Source organism: Williamsia muralis NBRC 105860 (assembly GCF_001598915.1).
In the GTDB taxonomy this organism is placed as follows: domain Bacteria; phylum Actinomycetota; class Actinomycetes; order Mycobacteriales; family Mycobacteriaceae; genus Williamsia; species Williamsia muralis.
In genome coordinates, this window is the sequence record NZ_BDAP01000001.1 from 798552 (window position 1) to 823721 (window position 25170).

Sequence of the window (25170 nt, forward strand, 5' to 3'; positions counted from 1 at the left end):
ATTACATGATTACACCGTTACAGACTGCCGTCGAGGTCGTTCGCTGTCGGCAGAGCGCTAGGCTCGCGGTATGCCCCTCACCTGGGAGGACTCTGAGTCAGGCCTCATGCGTCTGCCGTCGGGCCGAGTGATTCGCGGTCGCGGTCTGCGACACGACACAACCTCTGAAGCAGTCCCTGACTTCGGGCTGTACCTGCTGGGGGCCAGGCCTCCAGCAATGGACTGGGAGAGTCGATGGGTACGGTGGCGTGACTTCTGGCTGCCGGCTGACCCGGTCGACTTCCGGTCGGCGTTGCACGAGGTGTGGGATCGCGCCGTGTCGGAGCGGGTCGAGATCGCCTGCGGCGGCGGATACGGACGCACCGGTACTGCGATGGCGTGCCTGGCGATCATCGATGGGGTGCCCGCAGCCGACGCGGTGGCGTACGTGCGGGCCACATACTCGCCGCGAGCGGTCGAGACCCCGTGGCAGCGCCGGTTTGTGACGCGCTTCAAGTCCTGATCTCGCGGTCGGCGGGGAAAGGATCCGCTCGGCGGGGGCGTCAGTAGTCGATGTACCCGTAACTGTGGTGCAGGCCAAAGCCCAAGCGGCGGTACCACTCTCGAGCTGTCGTGTTCCCGCTTTCGACCTGCAGGTAGATCGACGTGGCGCCCTGTGCCTCACCCCACTGCTCCAGTGCGGTGAGGATCGACCGCCCGAGCCCGCGGCCCCGACTCTCGGGTGCGGTCCACAGAGCCGAGAGGCCAAGCCACCGATCGTCACGTAGTCCGTCGGTCACCGCACCTCGGCCGATCGCCACGAGTGCGCCGTCTGAGTCGTGAATACCCGCGAACGCCAGGGTGCCGCCGTCGACCGCGGACACCACGGCTGCGGCCAGTGGGGCGTCGGAGTCGCCGTGTGCGGCGCAGTATTTCGCAGCCCATCGTTCGGTGGGGCTGTCGGTGATGTCGACCGGATGATCGGGGGACGATGCCAATACGCCGATCGGAGCGGTGAGTGCCTCGACCGTGATGACGTAGTCGTCAACCGGCACATGCGAACCCGGGACCAGCCGTGTCACCACAGCCAGCTTCAGCGGCAGACCGCGCTCGGCGTACCACTGCCGTAGAAGGTCGATCGTTTCGCCATCGACCTTCGCGCCCATCTCCAGCGGCACCGCCGAATTGGCACGTCGGCTGAACCCGCCGCCCGCCCGGGCGCGCCAGCCGCTGATCATCTCCCACTCGAGGCCGGGCCAGCCTCGGGCCGCGGCCACCTCGAGCGACCGGATCTCGGAGTTCCGGACCGGTTTGATCGACAGGACCTTGATGGCCTGCACCAACGAGGCGGGTACCCGGACCGACTTGTCACCACGCCGGACCACAAGCACGGACGAATCGCTCGACTCCAGGACCCCGGTGACATCGCTCAACGTGGCCGACTCGTCGGCGCGCCAGTCGGCCGGGGCGCCGGGGCCCTTGTGAAAGCGGACCACCACCCGATCCCCGGGTGACGGGGTGCTCACGTGCGGCGGCCGGTCACACGCAGACCCGACCGATGCGGTCAGTCCTCGTCATCGTGTCCGAAGGGATCGGCGTCTTCGCCGGGTAGCCAGGAGAGCCCTGGCACCCCCCAGCCGTTACGCTTGATGGTCTTCTTGGCCGCGCGTGCGTTGCGCCCCATCAGCACGTCGACATAGAGGAAGCCGTCGAGGTGGCCGGTCTCGTGCTGCAGCATCCGGGCGAAGAATCCTTTGCCCTCGATCTCCACCGGGTCGCCGTTGCGGTCCACCCCGGTGACCTTGGCCCAGTCGGCCCGGCCGGTCGGGAACTGTTCGCCTGGTACCGACAGGCACCCCTCGTCGTTGTCGTCGGGGTCGGGCATCGTCTCGGGGATCTCCGACGTCTCGAGGACGGGATTGATCACCTCGCCGCGACGACGAGGACCTGTGCGGCCGTCGCCCTCGGGGCAGTCGTAGACGAACATGCGCTTGGCGACACCGACCTGATTGGCGGCGAGTCCGACACCGTTGGCGGCATCCATCGTCTCGTACATGTCGTCGAGCAGTGCGGCCACGTCGGCGGGGGCCTTGCCCTCGGCGTCCAATGCGACGATTTCAGTCGGGTTGTGCAGCACCGGATCACCGACGATGCAGATGGGAAGAATTGCCATGGGGGTCAGATTACTCGGCACGCCATCGCGCGAATTCCTTTGGCGGCGTGGTTAGATGTACTGCGAACCACACTGTTGTAATTCACACCGTTGATAGCGACGAACTCCGGTGTGGCGACGGGGTGGAGCAGGACCGATTCTCAAGGGAGCGAGATGGACGGCGCAACCGCGCGAGACCAGCAATCCGGGCAGGCGGACAACTCACACCAAGACCACGCAGAGCTCGGTCCGGGCGAGGTCGGGGCCGACGGATTGACTCGGCGTGAGCATGACATCTTGGCCTTCGAACGGCAGTGGTGGAAGTATGCCGGTGCCAAGGAAGAGGCCATCAAAGAACTGTTCGGCCTGTCCGCGACCCGTTACTACCAGGTGCTCAACGCCTTGGTGGACCGGCCGGAGGCACTGGCCGCAGATCCGATGCTCGTGAAGCGACTCCGTCGTCTGCGTGCAAGCCGGCAGAAGGCCCGGGCGGCTCGCCGGCTCGGGTTCGACGTCACCTGATGGGTGTGCCGACCCGCCGCGCGGGGTCGGGCCGCAAATTTTCGTAAGGTTGGCAAGTTTCGTAAGGTTGGTCCAATGACCACGTCCGACCGTCCAGACCAGCCCGGGGAAGACCCGAGCGGGACCGGCACGAACAGTCCGGACTCGGGCACATCGGGCTCGCGTCGTGCGCGGCCCCCCGCGCCGGCCCGCTCCGAGGCGGCTCACCTGCCGTTACGTGCCGGGGCGATGCTGTTGCTGGCGATCGCAGTGGTGTTCATCGGACTCGGATGGCACTCGGCAGCCACCGGTGACTCCGACCCCGAGGCGGGCCTCGAGGCAGCTCAGAGCCGCCAGCCCACATCGTCGTCACCAGCGACCACCACTTCGAGCGGTGCCGAGACGTCTGCGAGCAGCAGCACGTCGACGTCGGTGGACCCCGACCGGCCGCGCGTGTGCATCTTCAACGCAGGCACAGTCGGCGGGCTCGGGCAGACATATCGCAAGCTCGTCGACGATGCGGGCTGGACCACGGCCACGCCGTCCAATCTGCAGTCGGCCAGCATCACCGAGAACACCATCTTCTACACCGCGACGCAGCAGGAGTACGCCGATCAGCTGGCCGAAGAACTCGGCGGCGACATCTCGGTGGATCCCCGTCCGGCCGCCTTCAGTCAATGCCAGGGTGGCCTCGTCCTGATCGTCGTGACGCGTTAGCCACTCAACCGGCGGCGAACCGTGTGCGGGGAACCGATATGATTTCGCTGACTACTACCAACGGTAGAACTGCACTCGACCGCCAACTGCAAGGGAGCTCAACCATGGCGCAGCGTTCGCTCAGGAACTTGACCGGCACCCGGCGAATCGCCGCGCTGGTGGCACCCGCCGCAGCCGTCGCGCTGCTGGTTGTGGGTTGCAGTCCGGACGAAGAGCCGACCGACGCCAAGGGAACCACTCCCAGTGTGCTCACCGGTAACCCGGCACCGGAGGATGTGGGCGCGATCGGTGCGCCCAGCGAAGGTGGCGAGGCCACTGCCGAACTCCAGACCCCCAGTGGCGAACCGGCAGGCGAGGCGACGTTCACCACCGCGGAGGGTTCGGTGATCGTGAGTGTGAAGGCCGAGAACCTCGCCCCGGGATTCCACGGCATGCACCTGCACGCGGTCGGCAAGTGTGAAGCCAACTCGACGCCTCCCACCGGGGGCGCGGCCGGCGACTTCCTCTCCGCGGGCGGCCACCTGCAGGTCGAGGGCCACTCCGGTCACCCTGCCAGTGGCGACTTGGTCTCGATCTTCATCGACGAGGCCGGCAACGGCGAGACCACCACTGCCAGTGATGCTTTCAGCATCGAGGACATCATCGACACCTCGATCATGATCCACGAGAAGCCGGACAACTTCGGCAACATCCCCACCAAGTACGCTCCCGCCCCTGATGAGGAAACCCTCGCCACCGGAGACGCGGGCAAGCGGATCGCCTGCGGTGTGATCGAAAAGAGCTGAGAATAAACAACGTTCGCTCCATCGATTTCAACGCTTCCCCGCGGCCCACGCTGGGCGTGGAGTGGGAGTTCGCGCTTGTCGACAAGCAGACGCGTGATCTGTCGAACTCTGCGGCGCAGCTGTTCGAGCGTGTGAGCGAACTGGACAATCCCAGTTCCGGCGATCGGATCCACAAGGAACTGCTGCGCAACACCGTTGAACTGGTGACGGGTATCTGCCGCACCACGGGTGAGGCGATCGCCGATCTCGAAGAGTCGCTGTCGGTGGTTCGCTTGATCGCCGACGATCTCGGTGTGGATCTGTTCGGCGCAGGTACCCACCCGTTTGCACTGTGGTCCACCCAGCAGTTGACCCCGTCGCCGCGGTACGCCGAGCTGATCGAGCGGACCCAGTGGTGGGGCAGGCAGATGCTGATCTGGGGTGTGCACGTTCACGTCGGGATCAATCACCGCGACAAGGTCTTGCCCATCGTGTCGTCGCTGCTGAACCAGTATCCCCATCTGCTCGCGCTGTCGGCGTCATCTCCGATGTGGTCGGGGCAGGACACCGGGTACGCCAGCAACCGGGCGATGATGTTCCAGCAGTTGCCCACGGCCGGCCTGCCGTTCCAGTTCCAGCGGTGGAGCGAGTTCGAGAAGTTCGTCGGTGACCAGATGACCACGGGCATCATCGAGAACCTGAACGAGATCCGTTGGGACATCCGGCCTTCTCCGAACCTCGGTACCGTCGAGATCCGGGTGTGTGACGGCGTTTCGACCATTGCCGAATTGGCCGGGCTTGTGGCACTGATCCACTGCCTGGTGGTGGATCTCGATCGGCGCCTCGATGCCGGGGAGACATTGCCCGACATGGCGCCTTGGCTGGTGCAGGAAAACAAATGGCGCGCAGCCCGTTACGGACTCGACGCGATCATCATCACCGACTCGGACTGCAACGAGCGGTTGGTGACGGACGACCTCTACGACATGCTCGAACGCCTCACTCCCGTCGCCGTCGACCTCGGGTGCGCCGACGAGTTGGCGTCGGTCGCCGACATCCCCGGCCACGGGGGCTCGTACCAGCGGCAGCGGCGTACATTCGCCGACACGGGAGACATGGTGGCCGTGGTCGATCAGGTTGTCTCCGAACTCAATCGCTGAACGTCCGCCGGCGCCACCACAGATCGATCTGACCCAGTTCGGTGTCGGGTTCGGCCCCGGTCAGCCATTCGGCTTCGATCCGACACCAGTTCGCCGTTGCCCGGAGTTGCCCGAGCATCGCGCAGGTGTAGAACTCGACGCGGCGCGCGATCAGATTGTCTTTGGGGAAATGCTGTTCTCGTGCCGCGCTGCCGTACTCGGTGGCCGGGTGCACCGCGGAGATCATGACGCCGTTGGCGATGTCCGGGGTGATGGTCAGTTCGGCGTCGTCCATGTGCCACCAGGTGGCGTCTCGAACGTAGGACAGCACGTCGGCGTCATCGATGGACTCCTCGCTGATCAGCACATGTCCCTGGCGAAGGACTTGAGCCACTTCGGCAGCATCCCCGGCGCGAGCCGCGATGACCGCGCGACGTTCCAGGTCCCGGGCGTCGGCCGACATGGTCTTGCAGGATCCGAAGTCGAGGAACGCCACCCGGCCGTCGTCGGCGAGCATCACGTTTCCCGGGTGCGGATCGCCGCAGAAGGTGGCGTCGGTATGGATACTGCCGCAGTAGAAGCGATAGATCACCTCACCGACCTGGTCTCGTGTGTCGGCGTCGAGGGTGGTGATCTCGTCGAACGGTATCCCGGTGATCAGCTCGGAGGTGAGGACCTTTGATGTGCAGAGACTTTCGACGACATCGGGGATCTGGATGAACGGGTGCCCGGCGTAGCGGTCCGCGAGACGACGGTGATTGGCCGCCTCGGCCCGATAGTCCAGCTCCGACAACATGTCCCCGGAGATCTCGCGGACAAACGACTGGGGGTCCACCGTCGGCAGCAGGCCCTTGTAGAGGCGCAGGGCCATCGCGAGGTTCTTGAGGTCTGCCCGGACCACCCGGTCGATGCCCGGGTATTGCACCTTGATCGCCACGTCGCGCCCGTCGATCAATCTGGCCTGGTAGACCTGGCCGATGGAAGCGGCAGCGATAGGAGCCGGATCGATGGACTCGATGTGGGACATGTTCGAGCCGAGCTCTTTTCGGACAACCTCGAGCATCGTCTCCGAGGAGACCTGAGGGGCGTTGTCGCGCAGGATCGCGAGTTTGCGGTGGAAGCCGTCACGCGCGTGTGCCGGCACCATGCCCAGGTCCATCATCGACAGGAACTGGCCGACCTTCATCGCTGCGCCCTTCATCGACCCGAGCACGGTGATGAGTTCGTCTGCGGCAGCGAGGGCATCGAGTTCGGCGCGCGAGCGCCGCTCGTCGGGTGTGGCACCGACCCCAGCGGCACGCGAGCGGACGCGCCTGGCAACCGAATGGGCGGCAACCTTTCCCAGTTCACTCCCGCGGCGCACACGAGAGGTGGGGGGAAGCTGATCGTCGCCGGTCATCAGTCGCTGCGGGGGGATTCGAGCTCGCTGCTGTCGATCAGGTCGTCTCGCACCCGTTGCTCCTGATAAGCCAGCTTGCCGACGCGGTGTGCGATCACCGGTGCGGTGATCAGCGCGAATATCCCGGTCAGCACCAGCATTCCGAAATCGACGGTGTCCCAGAGACGGATCATCGCCGCGATCAGGACCAGCAACAAGCCGAGGGTTTGCGGTTTGGTGGCCGCGTGCATGCGGGTGAGCGTGTCGGGGAATCGCAAGATGCCCACCGATGCCGTGAACGCCAGACCTGAACCGGACAGCACCAGCACGGCGACGAAGATGTCGGAGACCATCGTTAAACCTCGTTGTCCCGGACGCGGAATCGGGCGACTGCAACCGTGCCCACAAAACTCAGCAGCGACAAGGCGACGAGGCCGGACACCACTGTCGAATCCATCGAATATGCGGCCCAGACGGCCAGCGAGCACATCGCCATCGCGACACCGGTGTCCAGGGCGACCAGGCGGTCGAGCGTGTTGGGGCCGATGAGAATCCGGGCGGTGGTGAGTACCGATGCTGCCAACAGCAGCCCGGCGGCGATCATCCAGACCACGTTCATGACTTCGCTCCGCTCCGAAGATCCTGGCTGTCTTGGCCACCGACTTCATCGTCGATCCCATGGTAGGGACTGGCGTGCCATTCGCTCTCACGCTCGAAGGCTTTGATGAACAGCCTCTCGATGGTGGCGACCTGCCCATAGAACGCCTTCACCTTCTCCGGTGAGCTCGCGTCGATGAGGTGCACGTACAGCAGACGGCGACTGTGGTCGATCTCCACGACCATGGTGCCGGGCACAAGATTGAGGTAGTCGACCGCAAGGGTCAACACCATGTCGGATTTGATGGCCAGGCGTGCCCGGACCACCGCGCTCAAGGGTGGCTTGCGCGGGCGCACCGACAGCCACGCCACCTGCAGGCTCGACCGGAACAGGTCGATCACCAGCCTGATCACCAGTTCGAGGATCGTCAGCGGATGGATCCGGCCCTCGACCGGTACCCGGGGCAATGGCAATGCGATCAGCACGAGGAGTGCGATACCGAGACCACTGACCACCGTTGCGATGTCGTAGGTACCCCACAGCAGCACCCATACGAACGTCAGCCACGCCATCGTCCACAGCCGGACGGCCACCTCGCGTGCATTTCCGCCGAACCAGAGCTTGATGTGGATATGGGACTTGAGGAAGAGGAAGGTCTTCACCGAGTACCACGCCAGGAAGATCACTGAATAACGCCAGGCGTTCACCAGGTGCGCCCGGATGGGGCCCCGGGGAGCCGGCGGTTGTGGCCGCTGTCCGGGGTCAGGTTTGTCGGTCATCGGGGACCTCCTGCGCCCAGGACGGCGTCGAGGTAGATGCTGGAGTCGATCAGGTCGGCAGCGGCCGATTCGGTGAACTCGAAGAACGGCCCGGCCCACAACGTCAACACGAGCCCGGCTGCCACCATGGCGATGGTGGGGACCACCATGCCGATCGGCATCCGGCCCACGTCGGCGCGGTCGTCGAAGGACACGTCGGCCGAACCCTCGAGAAGAGCTGCCGGTCCCGCATCGGCCATCTCGCCGTCGGGGGCATCGGCGCGCGGCCGCCAGAACGCCTTGGTCCAGACGCGGGCGACGACGTAGAGGGTCAACAGGCTGGTCACCACCGAGCCGGCCACCAGGATCCAGGCCAGCACGCTGCCCTCTTGTACGCCCGCCTCGATCAATGCGACCTTGCCGATGAAACCCGAGAAGGGCGGGATGCCACCCAGATTCAGAGCTGGGATCAGGAACAAGGCAGCGAGCAGAGGGCTGGCCGCCAGACCACCGAGACGTCGTAGTGAGGCCGAGCCTGCCTGCCGCTCGATCAACCCCACCACGAGGAACAGAGTCGTCTGGACCAAAATGTGGTGCGCCACGTAGTAGATCGCGCCCGACAAACCGAACTCGGTGGACAGAGCGATGCCGAAGATCATGTACCCGATGTGGCTGACCAGCGTGAACGACAACAGGCGTTTGATGTCGGACTGCGCGATCGCGCCGAAGATGCCGACCAACATCGTGAGAAGTCCGGCCACCAACAGCACCCGGTCCATTGCGCCGCCGGGGAACAGCAGGGTGTGCGCACGGATGATCGCGTACACACCGACTTTGGTGAGCAGGCCGGCAAACACCGCGGTGACCGGGGCGGGAGCTGTGGGGTAGGAGTCGGGCAGCCAGGTCGACAGCGGGAAGACCGCGGCCTTGATGCCGAACGCCACCAGCAGCACCGCGTAGAGCGCACCCTTGGTCCCGTCGGGAACATCCTCGAGCCGGACCGCCATCTCCGCGAGATTCAGTGTGCCGGTGGCTGCGTACGCAAACGCGATGCCTGCCAGGAAGATCAGCGACGACACCATCGAGACCATCACGTACGAGACGCCGGCGCGCACCCGGTCCGCGCTGGCACCGAGAGTGAGCAGCACAAAGCTCGCGGCAAGCAGCACCTCGAACGAGACGTACAGGTTGAACAGGTCGCCGGCGAGGAAGGCGTTGCAGACGCCGGTGCACAGCAACAGATAGGTCGGCAAGAAGATCGACACCGGCTGTTCGGTGGTGCCGTCGCGGATACCCTGCCCAACGGCGTAGAGCATGACGCAGAGCAGCACCGCGGTGGACACCACCAGCATCAACGCCGAGAGCTGGTCAGCCACAAGCGTGATGCCCAGGGGGCCGAGGTCACCGCCCTTGGAATCCCAACCGCCGACGTGCAAGGCATACGTACCGTCGCGGTTGGTCAGATAAAGCAGGAGGCACGAGGCGACAAACGCGACCGTGATCGCCGCGACTGTGACCACACGCTGGAATCGGGGGTACCGACCCATGATCAGGGTCAGCACCGCGCCCATCATCGGGGCGAGGACGGGCGCGACGATGAGCGTCGAGAACCACTCGTGCGACAAGGTCATCGGCCATCACCGTCACGGTCGGTCGGCTCGAAGTCAGCACTGTCGTCGGCGCTGGGCAGCAGGTCGGTCTGATGCAACTCGGCACGGGCGCGCAGTTGTTCGTCGGTGAGTGGGTTGCCGTCATCGTCGAACAGATCGCCCCGGAACGTGTCGAGACCGGTGATCGGGTCATCGCTGCGATCGCGGTCGGGTGCGGTGGCGCTCGACTGTGACTTCACCTTGAGGTCTTCGGGATCGTCGTCCACCTCGTCGTCGGTGTTGATCATGAAAGAGCGGTAGGCCAACGACAGGACGAAGGCAGCGATGCCCATCGTGATGACGATGGCCGTGAGCACCATGCCCTGCGCCAGCGGATCGGCGTCTCCGGTGCGGCCCTCTGACGTGCGGCCGATGATCGGCGGATTGCCCATGGCTCCCGAGACGGTGACGATCATCAGGTTGATCGCGTTGCCCACCAGCAGTAGTCCGAGCAGCATGCGGATGAGACTGCGTTCGAGCAAAAGGTAGACGCCGCAGGCGGCCATCAGGGCGACCACGATCATCAGGCCGAGGTTGATGGTCATCGTGCCGCCACCTCCCCGGGCTCGGACTGGTCGACGTCGCGACGCACCCGTGGACTGTCTTCATCGAGCCGGGCGCCGAGACTGCGCAGTACGTCGAGCACCAGGCCCACCACGATGAGGTAGACACCCAGGTCGAAGAACAAGGCGGTCACCAGTTTGACGTCTCCGAAGATCGGCAACGTGAACTCGAAGGTCGCCGACGACAGTGCGGGTGCGCCGAGCAGAACCGACGCGGCGGCAGTACCGGCAGACAGGCCGAGGCCGACCCCGAGAATGCGCCCCGCGTCGATCGGCAGCGCCTCGCCGAGCTCGTACCGGCCGCCGGCCAGGTAACGCAGGACGAGTGCCAGGCCCATCGTCAATCCACCTGCGAATCCGCCGCCCGGCGCGTTGTGACCGGCGTAGAAGAAGTAGAGCGACAACACGATCATCGTCGGGAACAGCAGTCGTGTGGTCGCCTCGAGCACCATCGACCGGTGGCGCGGGTCGCGGAAGTTGCTGCCGCGCAACCACGTGGTGCGCTCGCCGAACAACTGCTCGCCCTCGGTCTCGGGGCGGGGCGTACCCGCTCTGGTCGCATCGGCCACACGCGGTGCGGCACCGAACCGGCGGTGGCGGAACACCATCGACGCCACACCGGTTGCGGCAACCATCAGGACCGACACCTCACCGAGGGTGTCCCATGCGCGGATGTCCACGAGCAGCACGTTGACCGCGTTGGAGCCGTTGCCATATTTGTATGCGGCGTAGGGGATCTCGGTGGACATCGGAATGGTGTTGCGGGCAGCGGCGGCGAACAGACCGACCACCACGAGCAGTGCGCCGAACGCCAGACCGAGCAAGGCCCGCAACGGCTTGAACCCGGTGGCATGGCGGTTCTCCGCCTCGGCGGGGAGTTTGCGCAGGACCAGTACGAAGATGACCAGCGTCAGTGTCTCCACCAGGAACTGGGTGAGCGCGAGATCGGGTGCGCCGTGCAAGGCGAACAGCACGCCGCAGCTGTAGCCGGTGACCCCGACGACGAGGACGGCTGCGAGCCGGTTGCGCAGGACGGTGGCGGCGATCGCCGCGGCCACCATGATCCCGCCGATCACGAACTGCACGGGAGACTCGAAGCCGTTGATCTCCAGCCTGTTCCGCTGCCCGAGGAACAGGACGATCGTGGGTAGGAGCACCAGCGTGATCACGATGACACCCTGGGTGAGTGGCAACGACCCCCGTTGGGTGTTGCGGGTCAGGTTGATCGAGATGGTGTCCGCGCCGCGCAGCACCGCGTCGTAGATCCTGTCGGCGTTACCGAGTGCGGGACGCACAAACCCCAGCCGGCCGAGTTCGCGCACCAGGAGGAACAGCGCGGTACCCGCGACCACTGCGATGGCCGTGAAACCGAGGGCGAGGTTGAAGCCATGCCACAGCGAGAGGTGGGCTATGCCTTCGTCGTAGCTGGGCACTGTTTCGGCGTAGGGCTCCACGCGCTTGCCGATGAGTCCGGCGAGTGGACCGGAGACCACCCCGGCGAGCGCGAGTATCGCCGCCGGCGCCTGGAACGCGGCGCTCGGACGGTGCATGCGCGCCACTGCTGGGCTGGGTTCGGCCTTGCGTTTGCGGCCGAAGGCGCCCCACAGGAATCGCAGCGAGTAGGCGACGGTCAGAGTGGATCCGAGTACCAGCACCAGGACCACCACCGGCCCCTGCCACTCGTTCAGGGCGCCCGTGTCCCAGATCTCGGCGAAGGCGGTCTCCTTGCCGACAAATCCGAGGGTGAGGGGGAGGCCCGCCATGCTGGCGGCCGCGAGTGCTGCGATGCCCGCCAACACAGGGGTGCTGTGACCGAGCCTGGCAAGTTTGCGCAGGTCTCGGGTACCGGTGGAGTGATCGATGATGCCGACCACCATGAACAGCGACGCTTTGAACAGCGCATGGGCCACCAACATCGCCATCGCGGCCATCGCGACATCCTCGTCGCCGATGCCGACCAGCACCATCAGGAACCCCAGCTGCGAGACCGTTCCGAAGGCGAGCACCAACTTGAGGTCGTATTCGCGCAGCGACCGGAATCCGCCGAGGACCATGGTGGCGCAGCCGAGCCCGACCACAAGGACGTCCCAGGACACGAGGTCGGAGAAGCCTGGGGCGAGCCGGGCCACCAAGAAGATTCCGGCTTTGACCATGGCTGCGGCATGCAGATAGGCGCTGACCGGGGTGGGGGCCGCCATGGCACCGGGAAGCCAGAAGTGGAACGGGAAGATCGCCGACTTGCTGAGCGCACCGATCAGGATCAGGACGATGGCCACGGTGACCGTCCACCCGACCGGGGGGTCGGCCACGATGTCCGACAACAGATAGGAGCCGGCTTTCTCGCCCAGCATCACGATGCCGACCAGCATCGCCAGTCCACCGGCCGTGGTCACGAGCAGGGCCTGGGTGGCGGCGCGGCGGCTCGTCGCGCGGACGGCGTAGAAACCGACCAGCAGGAACGACAGCACCGTGGTCAGTTCCCAGAAGATGTAGAGCACGAGCATGTTGTCGCTGATGACCAGCCCGAACATCGCGCCGGCGAACGCCACCATCTCGGCCGCGAAGCCGGCGACCCGACGTCGCACCTCACTGAAGTACTCGGCGCAGTAACAGAGCACCAGGGCTCCGACCCCGAGCACCAGAACAGACATGACGGCCGCGAGCGTGTCGAAGCGGAAGTCGATGTTCATCTGCAGGGCAGGGACCCAGCTGAAGGATTCCGTCCGGACGCCGTGCTCGTCGTCGGGCCAGTTGAGCACCACCCACACCAGGCCGCCCAGCGGGGCGAGCGCGAGGAGGTAGAAGCCGCGCCTGCCCAGGGCGGTGATGATCGCAGGGGCCAGCACAGCCGTGATGGCCAGGGCGGCCAAGACTGCGATCAAGAGGCACTCCGTCGATCGAATGGGCGGGGTGTCGGGTGGGTCGTGACAACGGGGACAGGCACACCGAACAATGCCTGCGACCGTTCACCGAAGACGGATTAGCTCCGGTTTGTTGTCACCCAGTCTACCGTTGCTGCTGCTAGGTGCCGTATTCGGGGATGAGGCGGCCACCGAGGTCGCCTCTCGCCGCTGGTCACCGCAAAACGGACAAGTTGGTGTTCCCGACAAGATCGCAGCCGATCGGGCACAACCGGACCCCACCCCCTACTCTGTTCGCATGAGTCGGGTGCGAGTGGTTTTGGTGCTGATGATCACGGGTCTTGCGCTGGTGTTGGGAGCGTGTGGCGGAGACAGCGAGGAGGCTGAATCCACGACGGTCGGGTCAGTGAATCTGCCGCAAGATTTCCCGGATCAGGTACCGCTGATCGAGGGTTCGATACTCGCCGCGGGCGGGACCGCGCAGGAGGGCTGGAACCTCACCGTCGCCGGCAAGCCCGACGCGGGGAATCCCTTCGACAACGCAGGCAAGGTCCTCACCGACGCCGGGTTCACCGAGGAGTTCCGTCGGCAAGAAGGTGGCCAGACCGTCGTCGGGTATGGAGCCGACAAGGACGGCAAGCGCTACACAGTGGTGATCGGGACCACGGCCGGCTCACCGAGCGGCCCGACGTCGATCACTTATCTCGTGTCGCAACGCTGACATTGCTCATCGGTTGTCGCGCGCCCCGGCCCGGCCAGCGCAGCAAATGGGCGGGCGGCTGAAGGATTGGCGTGCGGCAATTCGCAACGCTGGGCCCGGTCTCGGCGAGTACGGTCGCATGGAATTGGGCTGGACGGGTCGGAGGAAGAATGCGGGCAGTACGAATTGTTGCGTCGTTCCTGGTGATGTCATTGGCCGCAGTCGGTGCGGTGTTGGCGGGCCCGACAGCTCATGCGACGCCGGTAGGACATGATCCAGTCGTTCAGTTGGTCAACACTATTGGTGACCGATTGATCGTGGCCCACGAGGTCGCCCAGTCGAAGTGGCACTCCGGCAGCCCGATCAACGACCCTGTTCGTGCGGCCACGGTCGTCCAGGCCGCGTCGGACTCGGCGGCCGCTCACGGGCTGGATCGAGCGCGGGTGGCTGCGTTCTTCACCGATCAGGTACAGGCGGCGACCGGTGTTCAATACGCGTATTTCTCCACATGGACGCTCTCGGACCAAGCGCAGTTGTCCATCCCGAACCCGCCGCTGTCGGATCTACGGGCCAAGCTCGACAGCATCTCCTCACGCCTCCTGACCGACCTTGCCGGGGTGAGGTCGGCGAACACCTCACCGCAGCTCTGCCAACTGTCGGTAGTCGCGGCAAGCGGTCCGACCGCTGCACGGGTCATCGCCGACGCCGGCGATCCCGCAATGATTCCGAGCATCGTGACGGCGATGCGGGTTGCAGTGCAACATATTTGCTGAGATAGGTGTGCGGCCGGATCGCCCTCGTCGAGGTTTTATTCGAGATGCGTTGCTTCGTCGTCTGATTCGGAACCCACAATTGGTGGAGCATTTCGCTGCTGCTGCTGCTGCTGCTGCTGCTGCGTGCGTTGTTCGCGTTCGTTGAGTGCCGCTTGGCGTTCGGCGATGATGTTCTGCCATGCCGTTTCGATGGTGTGGTCGGTGTGGTGGGCCCGGTTGATGCGTGGCTGCTGGTCCGGGTCGATGTACTTCGGTGGGATCCACGCCACTCGGCCCGTATCGGGCCCGTCGGTGACCATCACCGTCTGCCACTGATCCTCGCCGGGGCCGATCATCGCGTGGTGCGGGATGCACGCCGGGGCCAGCTCGTCGATGTCGGTGTGTCCGCCGTCTGCCCAGGCGGTGGTGTGATGGATTTCGGTCCAGGAGATGGGGTTACGGCAGCCTGGGCTGGTGCAGCCTCGGTCTTTGGCGAACAACGCCATCCGTTGGCCTTGTTGGGCGGTGCGTTTGGCCCGGGCGAAGTAGAGGACGTCGGCGGAGTGGTTGGCGAACACCGCCAACGACCAATCCGCCCGGGCGGCGAGTTCGAGAGCGTCCTTGACCGGCATATCAACACCGGAGGCGGTGTGGGCAATCCCGGCGGCCTCATCAAGTTGCTGTTTGGTCATCGTGATGATGACCTGCACTGGCAGGCCACGGTGGGAGGTGCCGAGCAGTTTGTACTCGAGGATGGTCTTGAGGATTGCTTTGAACGCATCGTGCTGTCGCTGGGAACGGGAACGGGTGTCACGCCCGGCCGCGGCCTCGATGATCGCGGGGTCCATGGTCGGGTCGTCGACGGCGCCGGTGGGTGAGTTCGGGTCATCAGGGTTGTTCATCCCGGGTGCTGCCCACACATCCATCACCGTGCGAAACAACGCCAACGTTGCCGGGTCCAGGTTGCCGGCAATTTTGGCCATCATGTCCAACCCTTGCGCACCGTCGGACAAACCCCGGTTGCGTTTGCGGTCAGCGTCATCGGTGAGTGTCCCGTCCGGATCGACTCGCGCCAACACTTCCCGACCACACACCTCAAGCTCAGTCGGAGTCAATACGCGGGCGTTGTCGGTCATCCACGCATCGACCACGTCATACACTTCCGGCGCTGATTTGTGCGGAATGCGATCGCGGACTTTGAGCATCACATCCATGTGCGCCAACCCAATTGCCCCGTCGGCGAGGGCGTGGGCGGCGGCCGGGCATTTCGGGGGCAGCGCCTCGCCCTGCATCGACAACAACACACCAGCAGCATCAAGTGCTTTCAACCGCGAGGAGGCATCACCACGAGAGACCCGCAGCTCATTCATCACAAACCGGTGCAACGTCGAATGACCAGCCTTGCGGAACAGGCCCCGATCATTCACCTCCTGCAACCGCTTGAGGCCTTGAAACGTCAGTGCCCGAACCACTCTCTCGTTCACCCGCACCAACTCAGCAACCTGCACATCATCAACATCAGCTGCTGACGCACCAGCAATCCGCTGCAGCACCGCATCAAGATCGCGATACAACCCCACCAACACCGGCATTGGCGGTGGATCCACCGTCACTGAATCACTCATCGACAAGCCCCCCAGCCCTCGAACCCCGTTCATCAAGTCTACCAACAGAATCGGACATTGTCGAACATGCGTTCGAATCTGACGAGTTCCGAGTTTATGCAGGCTTTGTGTTCGTCTGCAGGTGTTGCAACACCTGCAGACGGACACAAGCCCTGCGCTTGATTGCGCTACACCGCGGCGGACTTTCGCAGCTACGAACAGTGTTGCGCTACAAAGTTATCGGCTCGACTTACCGCACCACATCGAAGACCTGCTTCTGGATGCCGTTGCCGTACACCTCGTGCTCGACCAGGTTGAGCTTGGTGGTGTCTTTGTCCGACTCACTGAACAGGCGCTTGCCGGCGCCGAGTAGGAGGGGGAACACCAAGAGGTGGTAGCGATCGACAAGACCCGCGTCGGCAAGACCGCGACCCAGGGTCGCACTGCCGTGCACGGCGATTGGGCCACCTTCGGTCTCTTTGAGTGCCGCCACATCGTCAACCGACCGCAGGATCGTGGCCGGCCAACGTGGGTCGTCCTTCTGCAGTGTTGTGGAGACGACGTATCGGGGCATCGCGTTGTACTCGGCGAACTCGTCCATGGTCGGAGCGAACGCCTCGTACGACGTGCGGCCCAGCAGTAGTGCTGTGGTCTCCTCCTGCTCGCGCCCCTTGATCTCGTAGGCAGCTTCGTCGAACTCGACATCTTTGAAGGTCCACCCCGAATTGCGATACCCGGGCTCGCCGCCCGGCCCTTCCATGACACCGCCCAGCGAGACGAATGCGGTGACGATCAATGTGCGCATGACAAACCTCCGTGATGGGTGGTGCCTCGGCCCGTGCCGAAGCTGTTCTCATCCCTACGTCGAATGGGAGAACCGGAAATCGACACGAATTGCAGAGGAATCACGCGAGAAGAGACACGTGGCGCCGGTGCACCCCTTGCTCCGCCGTCGTGTTCGCCAGCGAATTAACAATGCCTCGACAATACTGAGGTGGTGAAAGCGTCAAATCAGCCTGAGGTCGAGGTGTATCGGTTGTGGGACTGGTCCGGCCTGATCGGCTTGTGCGCCGGTGTGGTGGCGGCTGGCGCATGGTTCGTCACCGACAACGGGCACCAGCGTGCTCCGGTGGAGGCTGCAGGCCAGTACCAGTCGGTGGACACTCCCGACGTGATCTGGTGGCTGCCCTACATCTTCGGGGCCACTTTCGGGCTGGCGGGATTGGCGGTGCAAAGTCTTCTCGAGCGGGCGAACACGGCGGTGACCCCACGAGTACGCGATGGTCTGCTCATCGCGGGGTGCACGGCCGGAGGCGCTGGGGCCGCGGGTGCGGTCTGGCTCATTCCCCAGCAGTTGGTGTTCCAGGACACCGCGGGCCATGGCACCACCCTGTCGCGGGGCGTGGTCTTCGTCGCGCTGCCGGTGCTCGGATTGCTCGTCGGCACGGCCTTGGCCGCGCGTCGGCATCGCACCGCATCTACGACGTCGCTGACCAAGACGCCGTCGCTGGCCCACTGAGGGTCGCAAGAGAGCTTCAGGCTCCACGCTTTTCGGCGTACTGACGCAGGTTCTCCACCTGGGCCGGATCGAGGGACGGCCGAACCTTGTCCTGCGCCACCCCGACGTCCTCGGCGGTGACGATGGCTGCGTCGATGTTCCGCCGCATCGCGGCCAGAGCAGCCTCTCGGAGCAGTGCGGCGCAGTCGGCGGCCGAGTATCCGTCCAGCTCCGCGGCGAGCTCGTCGAGATCGATGTCTTCTGCCAGTGGCACCGACTTGCTCGACGTCCGCAGGATCGCGGCGCGGGCATCGGCGTCAGGTGGCGGCACGAACACGAGCCGCTCCAGACGGCCGGGACGCAGCAGTGCCGGGTCGATGAGATCAGGGCGGTTCGTTGCGCCGAGGACCACCACATCCCGTAGGGGTTCGACACCGTCGAGTTCGGTGAGCAGCGCGGCGACCACACGATCGCCGACGCCCGAGTCCGACGACTGACCGCGGCGTGGGGCCAGCGCGTCGATCTCGTCGAGGAAGATGAGCGATGGCGCCGACTCGCGTGCCCGGTCGAACAGGTCGCGGACTGCCTTCTCCGATGACCCGACCCATTTGTCCATCAGCTCAGCACCTTTGACGCTGTGCACGCTCAGTTGTCCGGACGCGGCGAGTGCCCGCACCACAAAGGTCTTGCCGCATCCGGGGGGACCGTAGAGCAGCACACCGCGGGGTGGGTCGACGCCGAGCCGGGTGAAGGTGTCCGGGTGCTGTAGCGGCCAGAGCACGGCCTCGGTGAGCGCCTGTTTGGTCTCCACCATGTCGCCGACCTCGTCGAGCGTCAGGCTGCCGACCGCGACCTCGGGCGATGCCGACCTGGACACCGGCCGGATCACCTCCAGTGCGCCCAGCAGATCGGCCTCGATGAGCGTAGGTGGCTTGCCGTCGCGGGCGCTGCGGGCAGCTGCCCGCAGGGCGGCCTCGCGGGTGAGGGCGGCGAGGTCGGCGGCGACGAAACCGGGTGTACGAGCGCTGATCGCGCCGAGGTCGATGGTTCCGGTGGGCACGGACTCCAAGAGCGCACCGAGGAGCCCTCGCCGGATCTTGTTGTCGGGCAATCCGATCGACAGCTCGCGGTCGCAGAGGTCGGGATCGCGGAGCCGTTGGTCGAGGTTTTCGGGCGCCGAACTGGTGCAGATCAGAGCCACCCGGTCAGCCGTGATCGCCGTGCGTAAGGCGTCGAGGATGAGCGCCGAGACGGGGTCTGCCTCGGCGGGCAGCAGCGCCTCGACATCGCTGATGAGCAACACCGCGCCCGTGTCGGACGCTGCCGACACCAGCTGACTGACCGCATCTTTGACAGCAGCGAGCCGCCCGGATGCCTCGAGCGCGCCGGTGACCGGGCCGTCGAGGTAGACCAGAGCTCGGCCGGCGCACACGGCCCGGGCGACGGTTGCCTTGCCCACCCCGGGTGGGCCGGTGAGCACCACACCGAGTCGGGCTTGCGCCCCGAGAGCGGTGAGCAGTTCCGGGTTGTCGAGGGCGAGGCCGAGCCATTCGGTCAGCTTGTCCACCTGTGCGTCGACGCCGACGAGTTCGTCGACGGTCCGAGCCGGGGGAGCAGTACTGACGGTCGCCTTGGCCGGTGTGTGCCGGGTGGATGCACTGGTGGCCGCTTCGGTGGTCGTCGGCAGGCCGGCGCTCTTGTCCGCCCACAGCACTGCGGTGTTCGGTTGCACGCTCACCGGGCCGGATGGGTCGGCGTCCACCACGGTGAGCAGTTCGTTGGTCCAGGTGATGCCCACCGATCTCGCCAGCGAACGAGTGGCGTCGGACGTCGCGAAATCGGGACCGAGATCTCGCGGCAAGAGTGACACCACATCCCCGGCCGACACCACCTTTCCGAGGAGTGCGCGCCGCAGGGTGGTCTCGTCCACCGAATCGGCGGTCAGCCGCGAACCGCGCACCATCACGCGGGTGGCGCCGTGCACCACGACGGGGGACAACACCACCGGGGCATCGGACTTCAGGCCCGCGTTGGACAGCGTCAACTCGTCGAGCAGCGCGATGCCGGTGGGCGCGGACGCATCGGTGGCTGCGATCACCGCGCCGGTGGTACGCGAGCCGATCACGGCCACCCCATCCCACTCACGCAACGCCAACGCGGCCAGGACCTCGGGATGCACCCTGACGATGCCGCGGCGCGCCTCGGCCGCCGAGAGGTTGAGCCGGGCGGTCAGCGTCAGTTGCGGAGACGCGGCAGATGCGGGAGTCACAGGGCAAAACTACCGTCTGCGGCGATCGGCGCGGGCTGGTGCTCGCTACCCGTTACTGGTCGCCGGGGCGGCGCAGGCCCAGACGGGCCGACGATTTGGTCGGCCTGCCGCGCCGCACTTGCCGGATGGCGCGTCGTTCGGCCCGGCGTTCCCGGGGGTGGAAGTCCCAGGTCTCCGGTCGGCTGGCCACCCATCGCTTGGTGCGCCAGGCAAACGGGATGTGCAGCAGGTAGAGACCGATCGCCACCACCATGAGCAGATACGGGTAGGTCAGCAGCGCGGCGGCGAACAGGGCCACCCCGATGAGCACCAGCACCAACGCATTCGGCGGCACCGCGTACGACTTCAGGGATGCGGTCGGCAGACGACTGACGGCCAGCAGTGCAGTGATGGTCATCCATGTGCCGACGGTGGCATCCGAGGTCCACCATCCCATTCCGAATTGCTCTTCGAGGGCGATGGGCAACATCGCGATGAGAGCGGCGGCGGGAGCGGGTACACCCACGAAGAAATCCTTGGTGTACTGCGGTGTGTCGTCTTCGTCGATCAGTGTATTGAACCGAGCCAACCTCAAAACGATTGCGCAGCAATAGATCAGCGACAGCAGCCATCCCACGTCGTTGCCCTCGAGCAGGAGGACGTAGAGGGTCAACGCGGGGGCCACCCCGAAGTTGATGGCGTCGGCGAGAGAATCCAGTTCGGCGCCGATACGCGTGGTCGCCCCCAGCAAGCGGGCCACCCGGCCGTCGAGGCCGTCGAGGAGCGCCGCAGCCGCGATCATGGCAACGCACAGGTGGATTCGGCCATCGAGAGCGAACTTGGTGGCCGACAGGCCGGCGCAGATGGCAAGCACGGTGAGCGCCGACGGAACGAGGAGCTTGCCGGTGTTCAGTGTTCCCGCACGGCTCGGACGGCGCCGCCGCCTCGGACTACCTGCCGGTACCACCCGGCTGCCGGAACGTCGGCCCGTGTCCTTGCGACCCGGATCCTTTCGGACGGGTTCCTTGCGAACGGACTCTTTCATCCCAGCTGCGCCAACACGGTCTCCGCGCCGACGGCGCGTTGGCCCACGGCGACGAGCGGTCGGGTGCCCTCGGGCAGGTAGACGTCCACACGTGATCCGAACCGGATCAAGCCGTAGGTGTCGCCGAGCGTCACCGGGTCGCCGGGGCGGGCCTCACACACGATGCGCCTGGCGATGAGCCCGGCGATCTGCACCACCACCAACTCGGTGCCGTCGGCGGTGCGGATCAGCATGGAGTTGCGCTCGTTCTCGGCGCTTGCATCGGGGAGGTCGGCGCTGACGAACTTGCCCGGCCGGTATTCGACCGACTCGACCGTGCCGGCGATCGGGATCCGTTGCACGTGTACGTCGAAGATCGAGAGGAAGATCGACACGCGTGGTCGGGGAGTGTCGCCCAGTCCGAGCTCGTGCGGTGGCGGGGCATGGTCCACCAACGCGACCTGCCCGTCGGCCGGTGCGACCACTACTCCGGCAGCGTTCGGGGGCACCCGGCTCGGGTGACGGAAGAACGCGGCGGTGGCGAGTGTGGCTGCGGTTGCCGGTGTCCGGATCCAGCCGTGGCGTCGGCCGGCGAGGGCCACGGCGGCGCCCGCCGCCACGAACGGCACACCGGCCCGGTGGATCGGTGGCACGGTTTCCCGCACGAGGTCGGCAAAATGTGCCAGGCGGGTCACACTCTCGGGTTCAGTAGGTCTGGGTCGTCTGGCCATGGCCGCCATTGTCGCAGGTGCTCATCGGTCAGCTGTCCTCCAGGATCAGCACTTCGACGTCGGCGCCGGTCTCGACCCTGTCGGTGTCCGCAGCGATGTCGAGCAATGCGTTTGCCGATGCCATGAACGCCAGGTGATGCGAACCCGGTGGCCCGATGGGTCGCACCGAGGCGACACCGTCGGCGATCGTGAGTTCACCCCTGCGGAACTGGCGTTTGCCTCTCGGAGAGGTGATCGGTTCGGTGACCGACGCGGTGGTGGTCCGCCGTGAGGCGGGCAGGCCCATGGCTGCGCGCAGGGCCGGCCGGACGAACACCTCGAAGGACACCTGAGCGCTCACCGGATTGCCAGGCAGGGTGATGATCGGGACAGCTGTGCCCCCCGAGCTCGTATAGGTGCCGCAACCCTGCGGCATGCCGGGCTGCATGGCCACCTTGGCGAACTCCACCCCGTGACCGACCAACGCATCCTTGACGACCTCGTAGGCGCCGGCGCTGACGCCGCCGGAGGTGATGATGAGGTCGACGGCGGTACCGTCTGCGCCGTCGACGTACTCGTCGAGTCGTGCCCGGAACTGGTCGACGTCATCGGGTACGAAGTGCACCTGTTCGGAGATCGCCCCGGCCTCGATGGCCGCGGCGGTCAGCATCGCGCCGTTGGACTCGTAGATCTGTCCGTATTGCAGCGGCGTCCCTGCGGGCACCAGCTCACTTCCGGTCGACAGGACCAGCACCCGTAACGGCGCGAACACGGCGACCTCGGCGATACCGAGCGCAGCCAGCAGGCCCAACTGCGGTGCGTGCAGAACGCGCCCGGACGAGAGGGCACGGGTCCCTGAGCCGATATCGGAACCGGCGGGGCGGATGGCGGCTCCGGCCGGGACCGGTGCGTTGATCCTCACCTCGGAGACGCCGCCGTCGGTGAGCTCCACCTGGATCACCGCGTCCGCTCCGGCCGGCACGGGTGCTCCGGTCATGATGCGGTGGGCCGTGCCAGGAGAAAGGGTGAGCTGATCGGTTCGCCCTGCCGGGATGTCTTCTGCGACAGGCAGAATGACGGGATCGGTTTCCGTCGCGTGCGCGATGTCCGAGGCGATGACGGCGTAGCCGTCCATCGCCGAGTTGTCGAAGCCGGGCAGCGTGACCCCGGCGACGACATCGTCGGCGAGCACCCTGCCAAGGGCGGCTGCGGCAGGCACGGTGACAGGCCGGGGCTCGGCGAACAAGGCTGCGACGATGGCCTGGTGTTCCTCGACTGTGCGCATCAGGCGTCCACCGTGTACGTGGCGAGGAAGAGGGCAAGCGACAGTGCGGTTTTCGAGATCTCGTCGGGATCCACACTCTCGTTGGGTGCATGGATCCGGCAATTCGGTTCCTCGACGCCGAGTAGTGCAATCTCGGCCCTGGGGCAGATTTCCGAGAGCACCGTGCACAGGGGTATCGATCCACCCTGACCGGAATGGACCACCTCGGCCCGGTACGCCTTGCCCATCGCCTCGGTGAGCGCCTTGTACCCAGGGCCCGAGGTGTCGGCAGCGAACGGTGCCCCGGTCATCACGGTGTCGACCTGCACCTTGGCGTGCCACGGAATGTGCTTGTGCAGATGACCTTCCAGTGCCAACGCGGCCACACCGGGATTCACGCCGGGTGGCACACGCAGGTTGAGCATCGCCGAGGCGCGTGGGTTGATGGCGGCCACGCAGTCGTCGGTGTTCGGTGCGTCCAAACCGATCACCGTCACCGCCGGCCGCGCCCACACCATCTCTGCAGGGGTGCCCGAGCCGAGGATGTCCACACCGTCGAGCGTTGTGGAGTCGGAGCGGAACTGCAGGGGATCGTAGGTTGCGCCGGGCCAGGATTGACTGGCGGGCAGCCCGTCGATCGTGGTGTTGCCGTCCGCATCTCGCAGGGACGCCAACCCGGCGATGAGTGCGGCAAGCGCGTCGGGGGCCGCGCCGCCGAACTGTCCCGCATGCACTTCCGATGCGAGGGTCTCGACCGAGACCTTCACGCCCGCGACCCCACGCAGGCTGGTGGTGAGCGTGGGTACACCCGGGGCCACGTTTCCGGTGTCACAGATCAGGATCATGTCCGCATCGAAGAGGTCTGGCTGCCTGCGGGCGAGTTGATCCAGACCCTCGCCGCCGGCTTCTTCCGAGCCCTCGATCACCACTCGAATTCCCAACGCCGGCAGCGCCGCAAATGAGCGCAGCGCGGTGAGGATGGCGACGACGTTGCCCTTGCAGTCCGCCGCACCTCGCCCGAACCAGCGACCGTCGTGAGTGGTGAGTGCAAACGGCGGCGAGTTCCAGAGATCTTCGGGGCCGGCCGGCTGCACGTCGTGGTGTGAGTACAGCAAGACGGTCGGCGATCCTGGCGGGCCAGGGCGATGACCGATCACGGCCTGACTGCCGTCGACGGTGTCGTACACCTGCGTCTCGATCCCGGCGTCGGCGAACGCGCCACGAACCCAGGCAGCGCTGGCGCGGCAGTCATCCCGTTTGTCGGGATCGATGTGTACAGACGGCAACGACACGAGGTCGGCGAGGTCGGAGTGAGCGCGCGACATCAGGCCGGTCACACGTTTGGACAGGGTCGAGTACTGCGTCGAGAGCTGGTCGGCCATGGTGCCAAGCATGCCGGAAGGACCACCACGACCGCCAGAAAAGTCGAGTTCGGCATGATCGGGCGGCGCTGTGAGAATTGTCGGACCTGTCGGCTCCCGCGTGCGATCGACCGTTGGCAGGACTAGGTTTCTCAGGTATGGCCGAAGGGTTGCTGCTCGACATCGACGGGGTGCTCGTCACCTCGTGGAAAGCCCTGCCCGGTGCCGTCGAAGCCCTCGAGGAGATCGCCGCCACCGGCCTGCCGCGAATGTTCTTGACCAACACCACATCCAAGTCGCGAGCGCAGATTGCCGAGGCGCTCACCGACGTGGGGTTCAACGTGCGTGACGACGAGATCGTGACAGCCGCCGTGTTGACGGCCGAGTACCTGCGCACCAAACACCCCGGTAAGCGGGTTGTGGTGTTCAACGAGGGTGCGGTCAACGAGGACATGGCAGGGGTGAATCTCGTCGACGACGACCCCGAAGTGGTGGTCTTCGGGGGCGCGGGACCGTCGTTCACCCACGAGCTGATGTCGAGAGCCCTGGGCTGGATGATCGAAGGCGTACCGACCATCGCCATGCACCGGTCGCTCACGTGGTCGACCAGCAGCGGACCGAAGATCGACACCGGGGTGTACCTCGAAGGCCTCCAGAAGGCCACCGGAAAGAAGATCCGCGCGATCGGCAAACCGTCACCGCTGGGCTTTCGTTCGGCCGTGGAGATGCTCGGCGTCGGTGATCCGGGCGGGGTGGTGATGGTGGGCGACGACATGTACAGCGATGTGCTGGGCGCCCAGAAGACCGCGATCACCGGCGTGTTGGTGCGGACCGGCAAGTTCTTGCCCGAACAACTCGACGCCCTGGTCAAGGACGAGTTCGGGCAGGTCCCCGATCACGTCATCGACTCGATCGCGGACCTGCCCGCACTGCTGAAGAAACTGTAGTGC

General features: G+C 65.7%; 25 protein-coding genes. 9 read left to right on the forward strand and 16 right to left on the reverse strand.

The window, feature by feature from the left end; all coding sequences use genetic code 11:
* The first annotated feature begins 70 nt into the window (after positions 1–70).
* The gene (locus tag WIMU1_RS03885; RefSeq protein WP_062795190.1) at positions 71–502 is read left to right on the forward strand and encodes a protein-tyrosine phosphatase family protein; all 432 of its coding nucleotides are present in this window, start codon (positions 71–73) and stop codon (positions 500–502) included.
* A gap of 40 nt (positions 503–542) precedes the next feature.
* Here WIMU1_RS03885 and WIMU1_RS03890 read toward each other — a convergent pair whose 3' ends face one another.
* Complete coding sequence (locus tag WIMU1_RS03890) at positions 543–1505, reverse strand: GNAT family N-acetyltransferase (protein ID WP_062795191.1); 963 nt, start codon at positions 1503–1505, stop codon at positions 543–545.
* Positions 1506–1543: 38 nt separating this feature from the next.
* Complete coding sequence (locus WIMU1_RS03895; protein ID WP_062795192.1) at positions 1544–2152, reverse strand: peptide deformylase; 609 nt, start codon at positions 2150–2152, stop codon at positions 1544–1546.
* A 153-nt stretch (positions 2153–2305) separates the two neighbouring features.
* On the opposite strand from WIMU1_RS03895, the gene napA reads away from it, so the two are divergent.
* The 4 genes from napA (at position 2306) to WIMU1_RS03915 (ending at position 5273) form a co-directional block, all read left to right on the forward strand.
* On the forward strand, positions 2306–2653 hold the full coding sequence (napA, locus tag WIMU1_RS03900; RefSeq protein ID WP_023955476.1) for a nucleoid-associated protein NapA: 348 nt from the start codon (positions 2306–2308) through the stop codon (positions 2651–2653).
* 75 nt (positions 2654–2728) lie between these two features.
* The gene (locus WIMU1_RS03905) at positions 2729–3349 is read left to right on the forward strand and encodes a LytR C-terminal domain-containing protein (RefSeq protein WP_245969127.1); all 621 of its coding nucleotides are present in this window, start codon (positions 2729–2731) and stop codon (positions 3347–3349) included.
* Positions 3350–3453: 104 nt separating this feature from the next.
* Positions 3454–4134, forward strand: a complete 681-nt coding sequence (gene sodC / locus WIMU1_RS03910) for a superoxide dismutase[Cu-Zn] (RefSeq protein ID WP_062795194.1) — start codon at positions 3454–3456, stop codon at positions 4132–4134.
* Positions 4135–4190: 56 nt separating this feature from the next.
* Positions 4191–5273, forward strand: a complete 1083-nt coding sequence (locus WIMU1_RS03915; protein WP_023955470.1) for a glutamate--cysteine ligase — start codon at positions 4191–4193, stop codon at positions 5271–5273.
* Here the strand turns inward: WIMU1_RS03915 and WIMU1_RS03920 are convergent.
* The 7 genes from WIMU1_RS03920 to WIMU1_RS03950 are packed head-to-tail and all read right to left on the reverse strand — an operon-like array spanning position 5263 to position 13080.
* Entirely contained in the window at positions 5263–6651 is a 1389-nt protein-coding gene (locus tag WIMU1_RS03920) for an ABC1 kinase family protein (protein WP_062795195.1), read from the reverse strand. The genes WIMU1_RS03915 and WIMU1_RS03920 overlap by 11 nt on opposite strands.
* Positions 6651–6983, reverse strand: a complete 333-nt coding sequence (mnhG, locus tag WIMU1_RS03925) for a monovalent cation/H(+) antiporter subunit G (protein ID WP_023955468.1) — start codon at positions 6981–6983, stop codon at positions 6651–6653. The genes WIMU1_RS03920 and mnhG overlap by 1 nt, the downstream gene beginning before the upstream one ends.
* Before the next feature lie 2 nt (positions 6984–6985).
* Positions 6986–7249 carry a monovalent cation/H+ antiporter complex subunit F gene (locus tag WIMU1_RS03930; RefSeq protein WP_023955466.1) on the reverse strand — a complete coding sequence of 88 codons (264 nt, stop codon included), beginning with the start codon at positions 7247–7249 and terminating at the stop codon, positions 6986–6988.
* On the reverse strand, positions 7246–8007 hold the full coding sequence (locus WIMU1_RS03935) for a Na+/H+ antiporter subunit E (RefSeq protein ID WP_062795196.1): 762 nt from the start codon (positions 8005–8007) through the stop codon (positions 7246–7248). The genes WIMU1_RS03930 and WIMU1_RS03935 overlap by 4 nt, the downstream gene beginning before the upstream one ends.
* The gene (locus WIMU1_RS03940) at positions 8004–9617 is read right to left on the reverse strand and encodes a Na+/H+ antiporter subunit D (RefSeq protein ID WP_023955462.1); all 1614 of its coding nucleotides are present in this window, start codon (positions 9615–9617) and stop codon (positions 8004–8006) included. Before WIMU1_RS03940 ends, WIMU1_RS03935 begins: the two co-directional genes overlap by 4 nt.
* Positions 9614–10180 carry a Na(+)/H(+) antiporter subunit C gene (locus WIMU1_RS03945; protein WP_030169326.1) on the reverse strand — a complete coding sequence of 189 codons (567 nt, stop codon included), beginning with the start codon at positions 10178–10180 and terminating at the stop codon, positions 9614–9616. Before WIMU1_RS03945 ends, WIMU1_RS03940 begins: the two co-directional genes overlap by 4 nt.
* Complete coding sequence (locus WIMU1_RS03950; RefSeq protein WP_062795197.1) at positions 10177–13080, reverse strand: Na+/H+ antiporter subunit A; 2904 nt, start codon at positions 13078–13080, stop codon at positions 10177–10179. Before WIMU1_RS03950 ends, WIMU1_RS03945 begins: the two co-directional genes overlap by 4 nt.
* 277 nt (positions 13081–13357) lie before the next feature.
* On the opposite strand from WIMU1_RS03950, the gene WIMU1_RS03955 reads away from it, so the two are divergent.
* Both WIMU1_RS03955 and aroQ read left to right on the forward strand, forming a co-directional pair.
* Positions 13358–13780, forward strand: coding sequence for a hypothetical protein (locus tag WIMU1_RS03955; RefSeq protein ID WP_116916489.1), 423 nt, complete (start codon positions 13358–13360; stop codon positions 13778–13780).
* 149 nt (positions 13781–13929) lie between these two features.
* The gene (gene aroQ, locus WIMU1_RS03960; protein WP_062795199.1) at positions 13930–14532 is read left to right on the forward strand and encodes a gamma subclass chorismate mutase AroQ; all 603 of its coding nucleotides are present in this window, start codon (positions 13930–13932) and stop codon (positions 14530–14532) included.
* Positions 14533–14567: 35 nt separating this feature from the next.
* On the opposite strand, the gene WIMU1_RS03965 is transcribed toward aroQ, so the two are convergent.
* Positions 14568–16136 carry an HNH endonuclease signature motif containing protein gene (locus WIMU1_RS03965; protein ID WP_158599287.1) on the reverse strand — a complete coding sequence of 523 codons (1569 nt, stop codon included), beginning with the start codon at positions 16134–16136 and terminating at the stop codon, positions 14568–14570.
* 229 nt (positions 16137–16365) lie between these two features.
* Positions 16366–16920: a dihydrofolate reductase family protein gene (locus WIMU1_RS03970; RefSeq protein WP_062795201.1), complete on the reverse strand. Its 555-nt coding sequence runs from the start codon at positions 16918–16920 to the stop codon at positions 16366–16368.
* A 189-nt stretch (positions 16921–17109) separates the two neighbouring features.
* Here WIMU1_RS03970 and WIMU1_RS03975 point away from each other — a divergent pair, with 189 nt between their 5' ends.
* Positions 17110–17634 (forward strand): hypothetical protein, encoded by a 525-nt coding sequence (locus tag WIMU1_RS03975; protein WP_062795202.1) that lies wholly within the window; start codon positions 17110–17112, stop codon positions 17632–17634.
* A 16-nt stretch (positions 17635–17650) separates the two neighbouring features.
* Here the strand turns inward: WIMU1_RS03975 and WIMU1_RS03980 are convergent, their stop codons facing one another.
* The 5 genes from WIMU1_RS03980 to WIMU1_RS04000 are packed head-to-tail and all read right to left on the reverse strand — an operon-like array spanning position 17651 to position 24241.
* Positions 17651–19882, reverse strand: a complete 2232-nt coding sequence (locus tag WIMU1_RS03980) for an AAA family ATPase (RefSeq protein ID WP_062795203.1) — start codon at positions 19880–19882, stop codon at positions 17651–17653.
* A 52-nt stretch (positions 19883–19934) separates the two neighbouring features.
* Entirely contained in the window at positions 19935–20906 is a 972-nt protein-coding gene (locus tag WIMU1_RS03985; protein WP_062795204.1) for a CDP-alcohol phosphatidyltransferase family protein, read from the reverse strand.
* Positions 20903–21616, reverse strand: coding sequence for a phosphatidylserine decarboxylase (locus tag WIMU1_RS03990; protein ID WP_031331973.1), 714 nt, complete (start codon positions 21614–21616; stop codon positions 20903–20905). Before WIMU1_RS03990 ends, WIMU1_RS03985 begins: the two co-directional genes overlap by 4 nt.
* A gap of 28 nt (positions 21617–21644) precedes the next feature.
* Positions 21645–22880, reverse strand: coding sequence for a molybdopterin molybdotransferase MoeA (gene moeA, locus WIMU1_RS03995; RefSeq protein ID WP_062795205.1), 1236 nt, complete (start codon positions 22878–22880; stop codon positions 21645–21647).
* Entirely contained in the window at positions 22880–24241 is a 1362-nt protein-coding gene (locus WIMU1_RS04000) for a dipeptidase (protein ID WP_062795823.1), read from the reverse strand. The genes moeA and WIMU1_RS04000 overlap by 1 nt, the downstream gene beginning before the upstream one ends.
* Before the next feature lie 137 nt (positions 24242–24378).
* Here WIMU1_RS04000 and WIMU1_RS04005 point away from each other — a divergent pair, with 137 nt between their 5' ends.
* Positions 24379–25167: an HAD-IIA family hydrolase gene (locus WIMU1_RS04005; protein WP_062795206.1), complete on the forward strand. Its 789-nt coding sequence runs from the start codon at positions 24379–24381 to the stop codon at positions 25165–25167.
* Positions 25168–25170 lie beyond the last annotated feature (3 nt).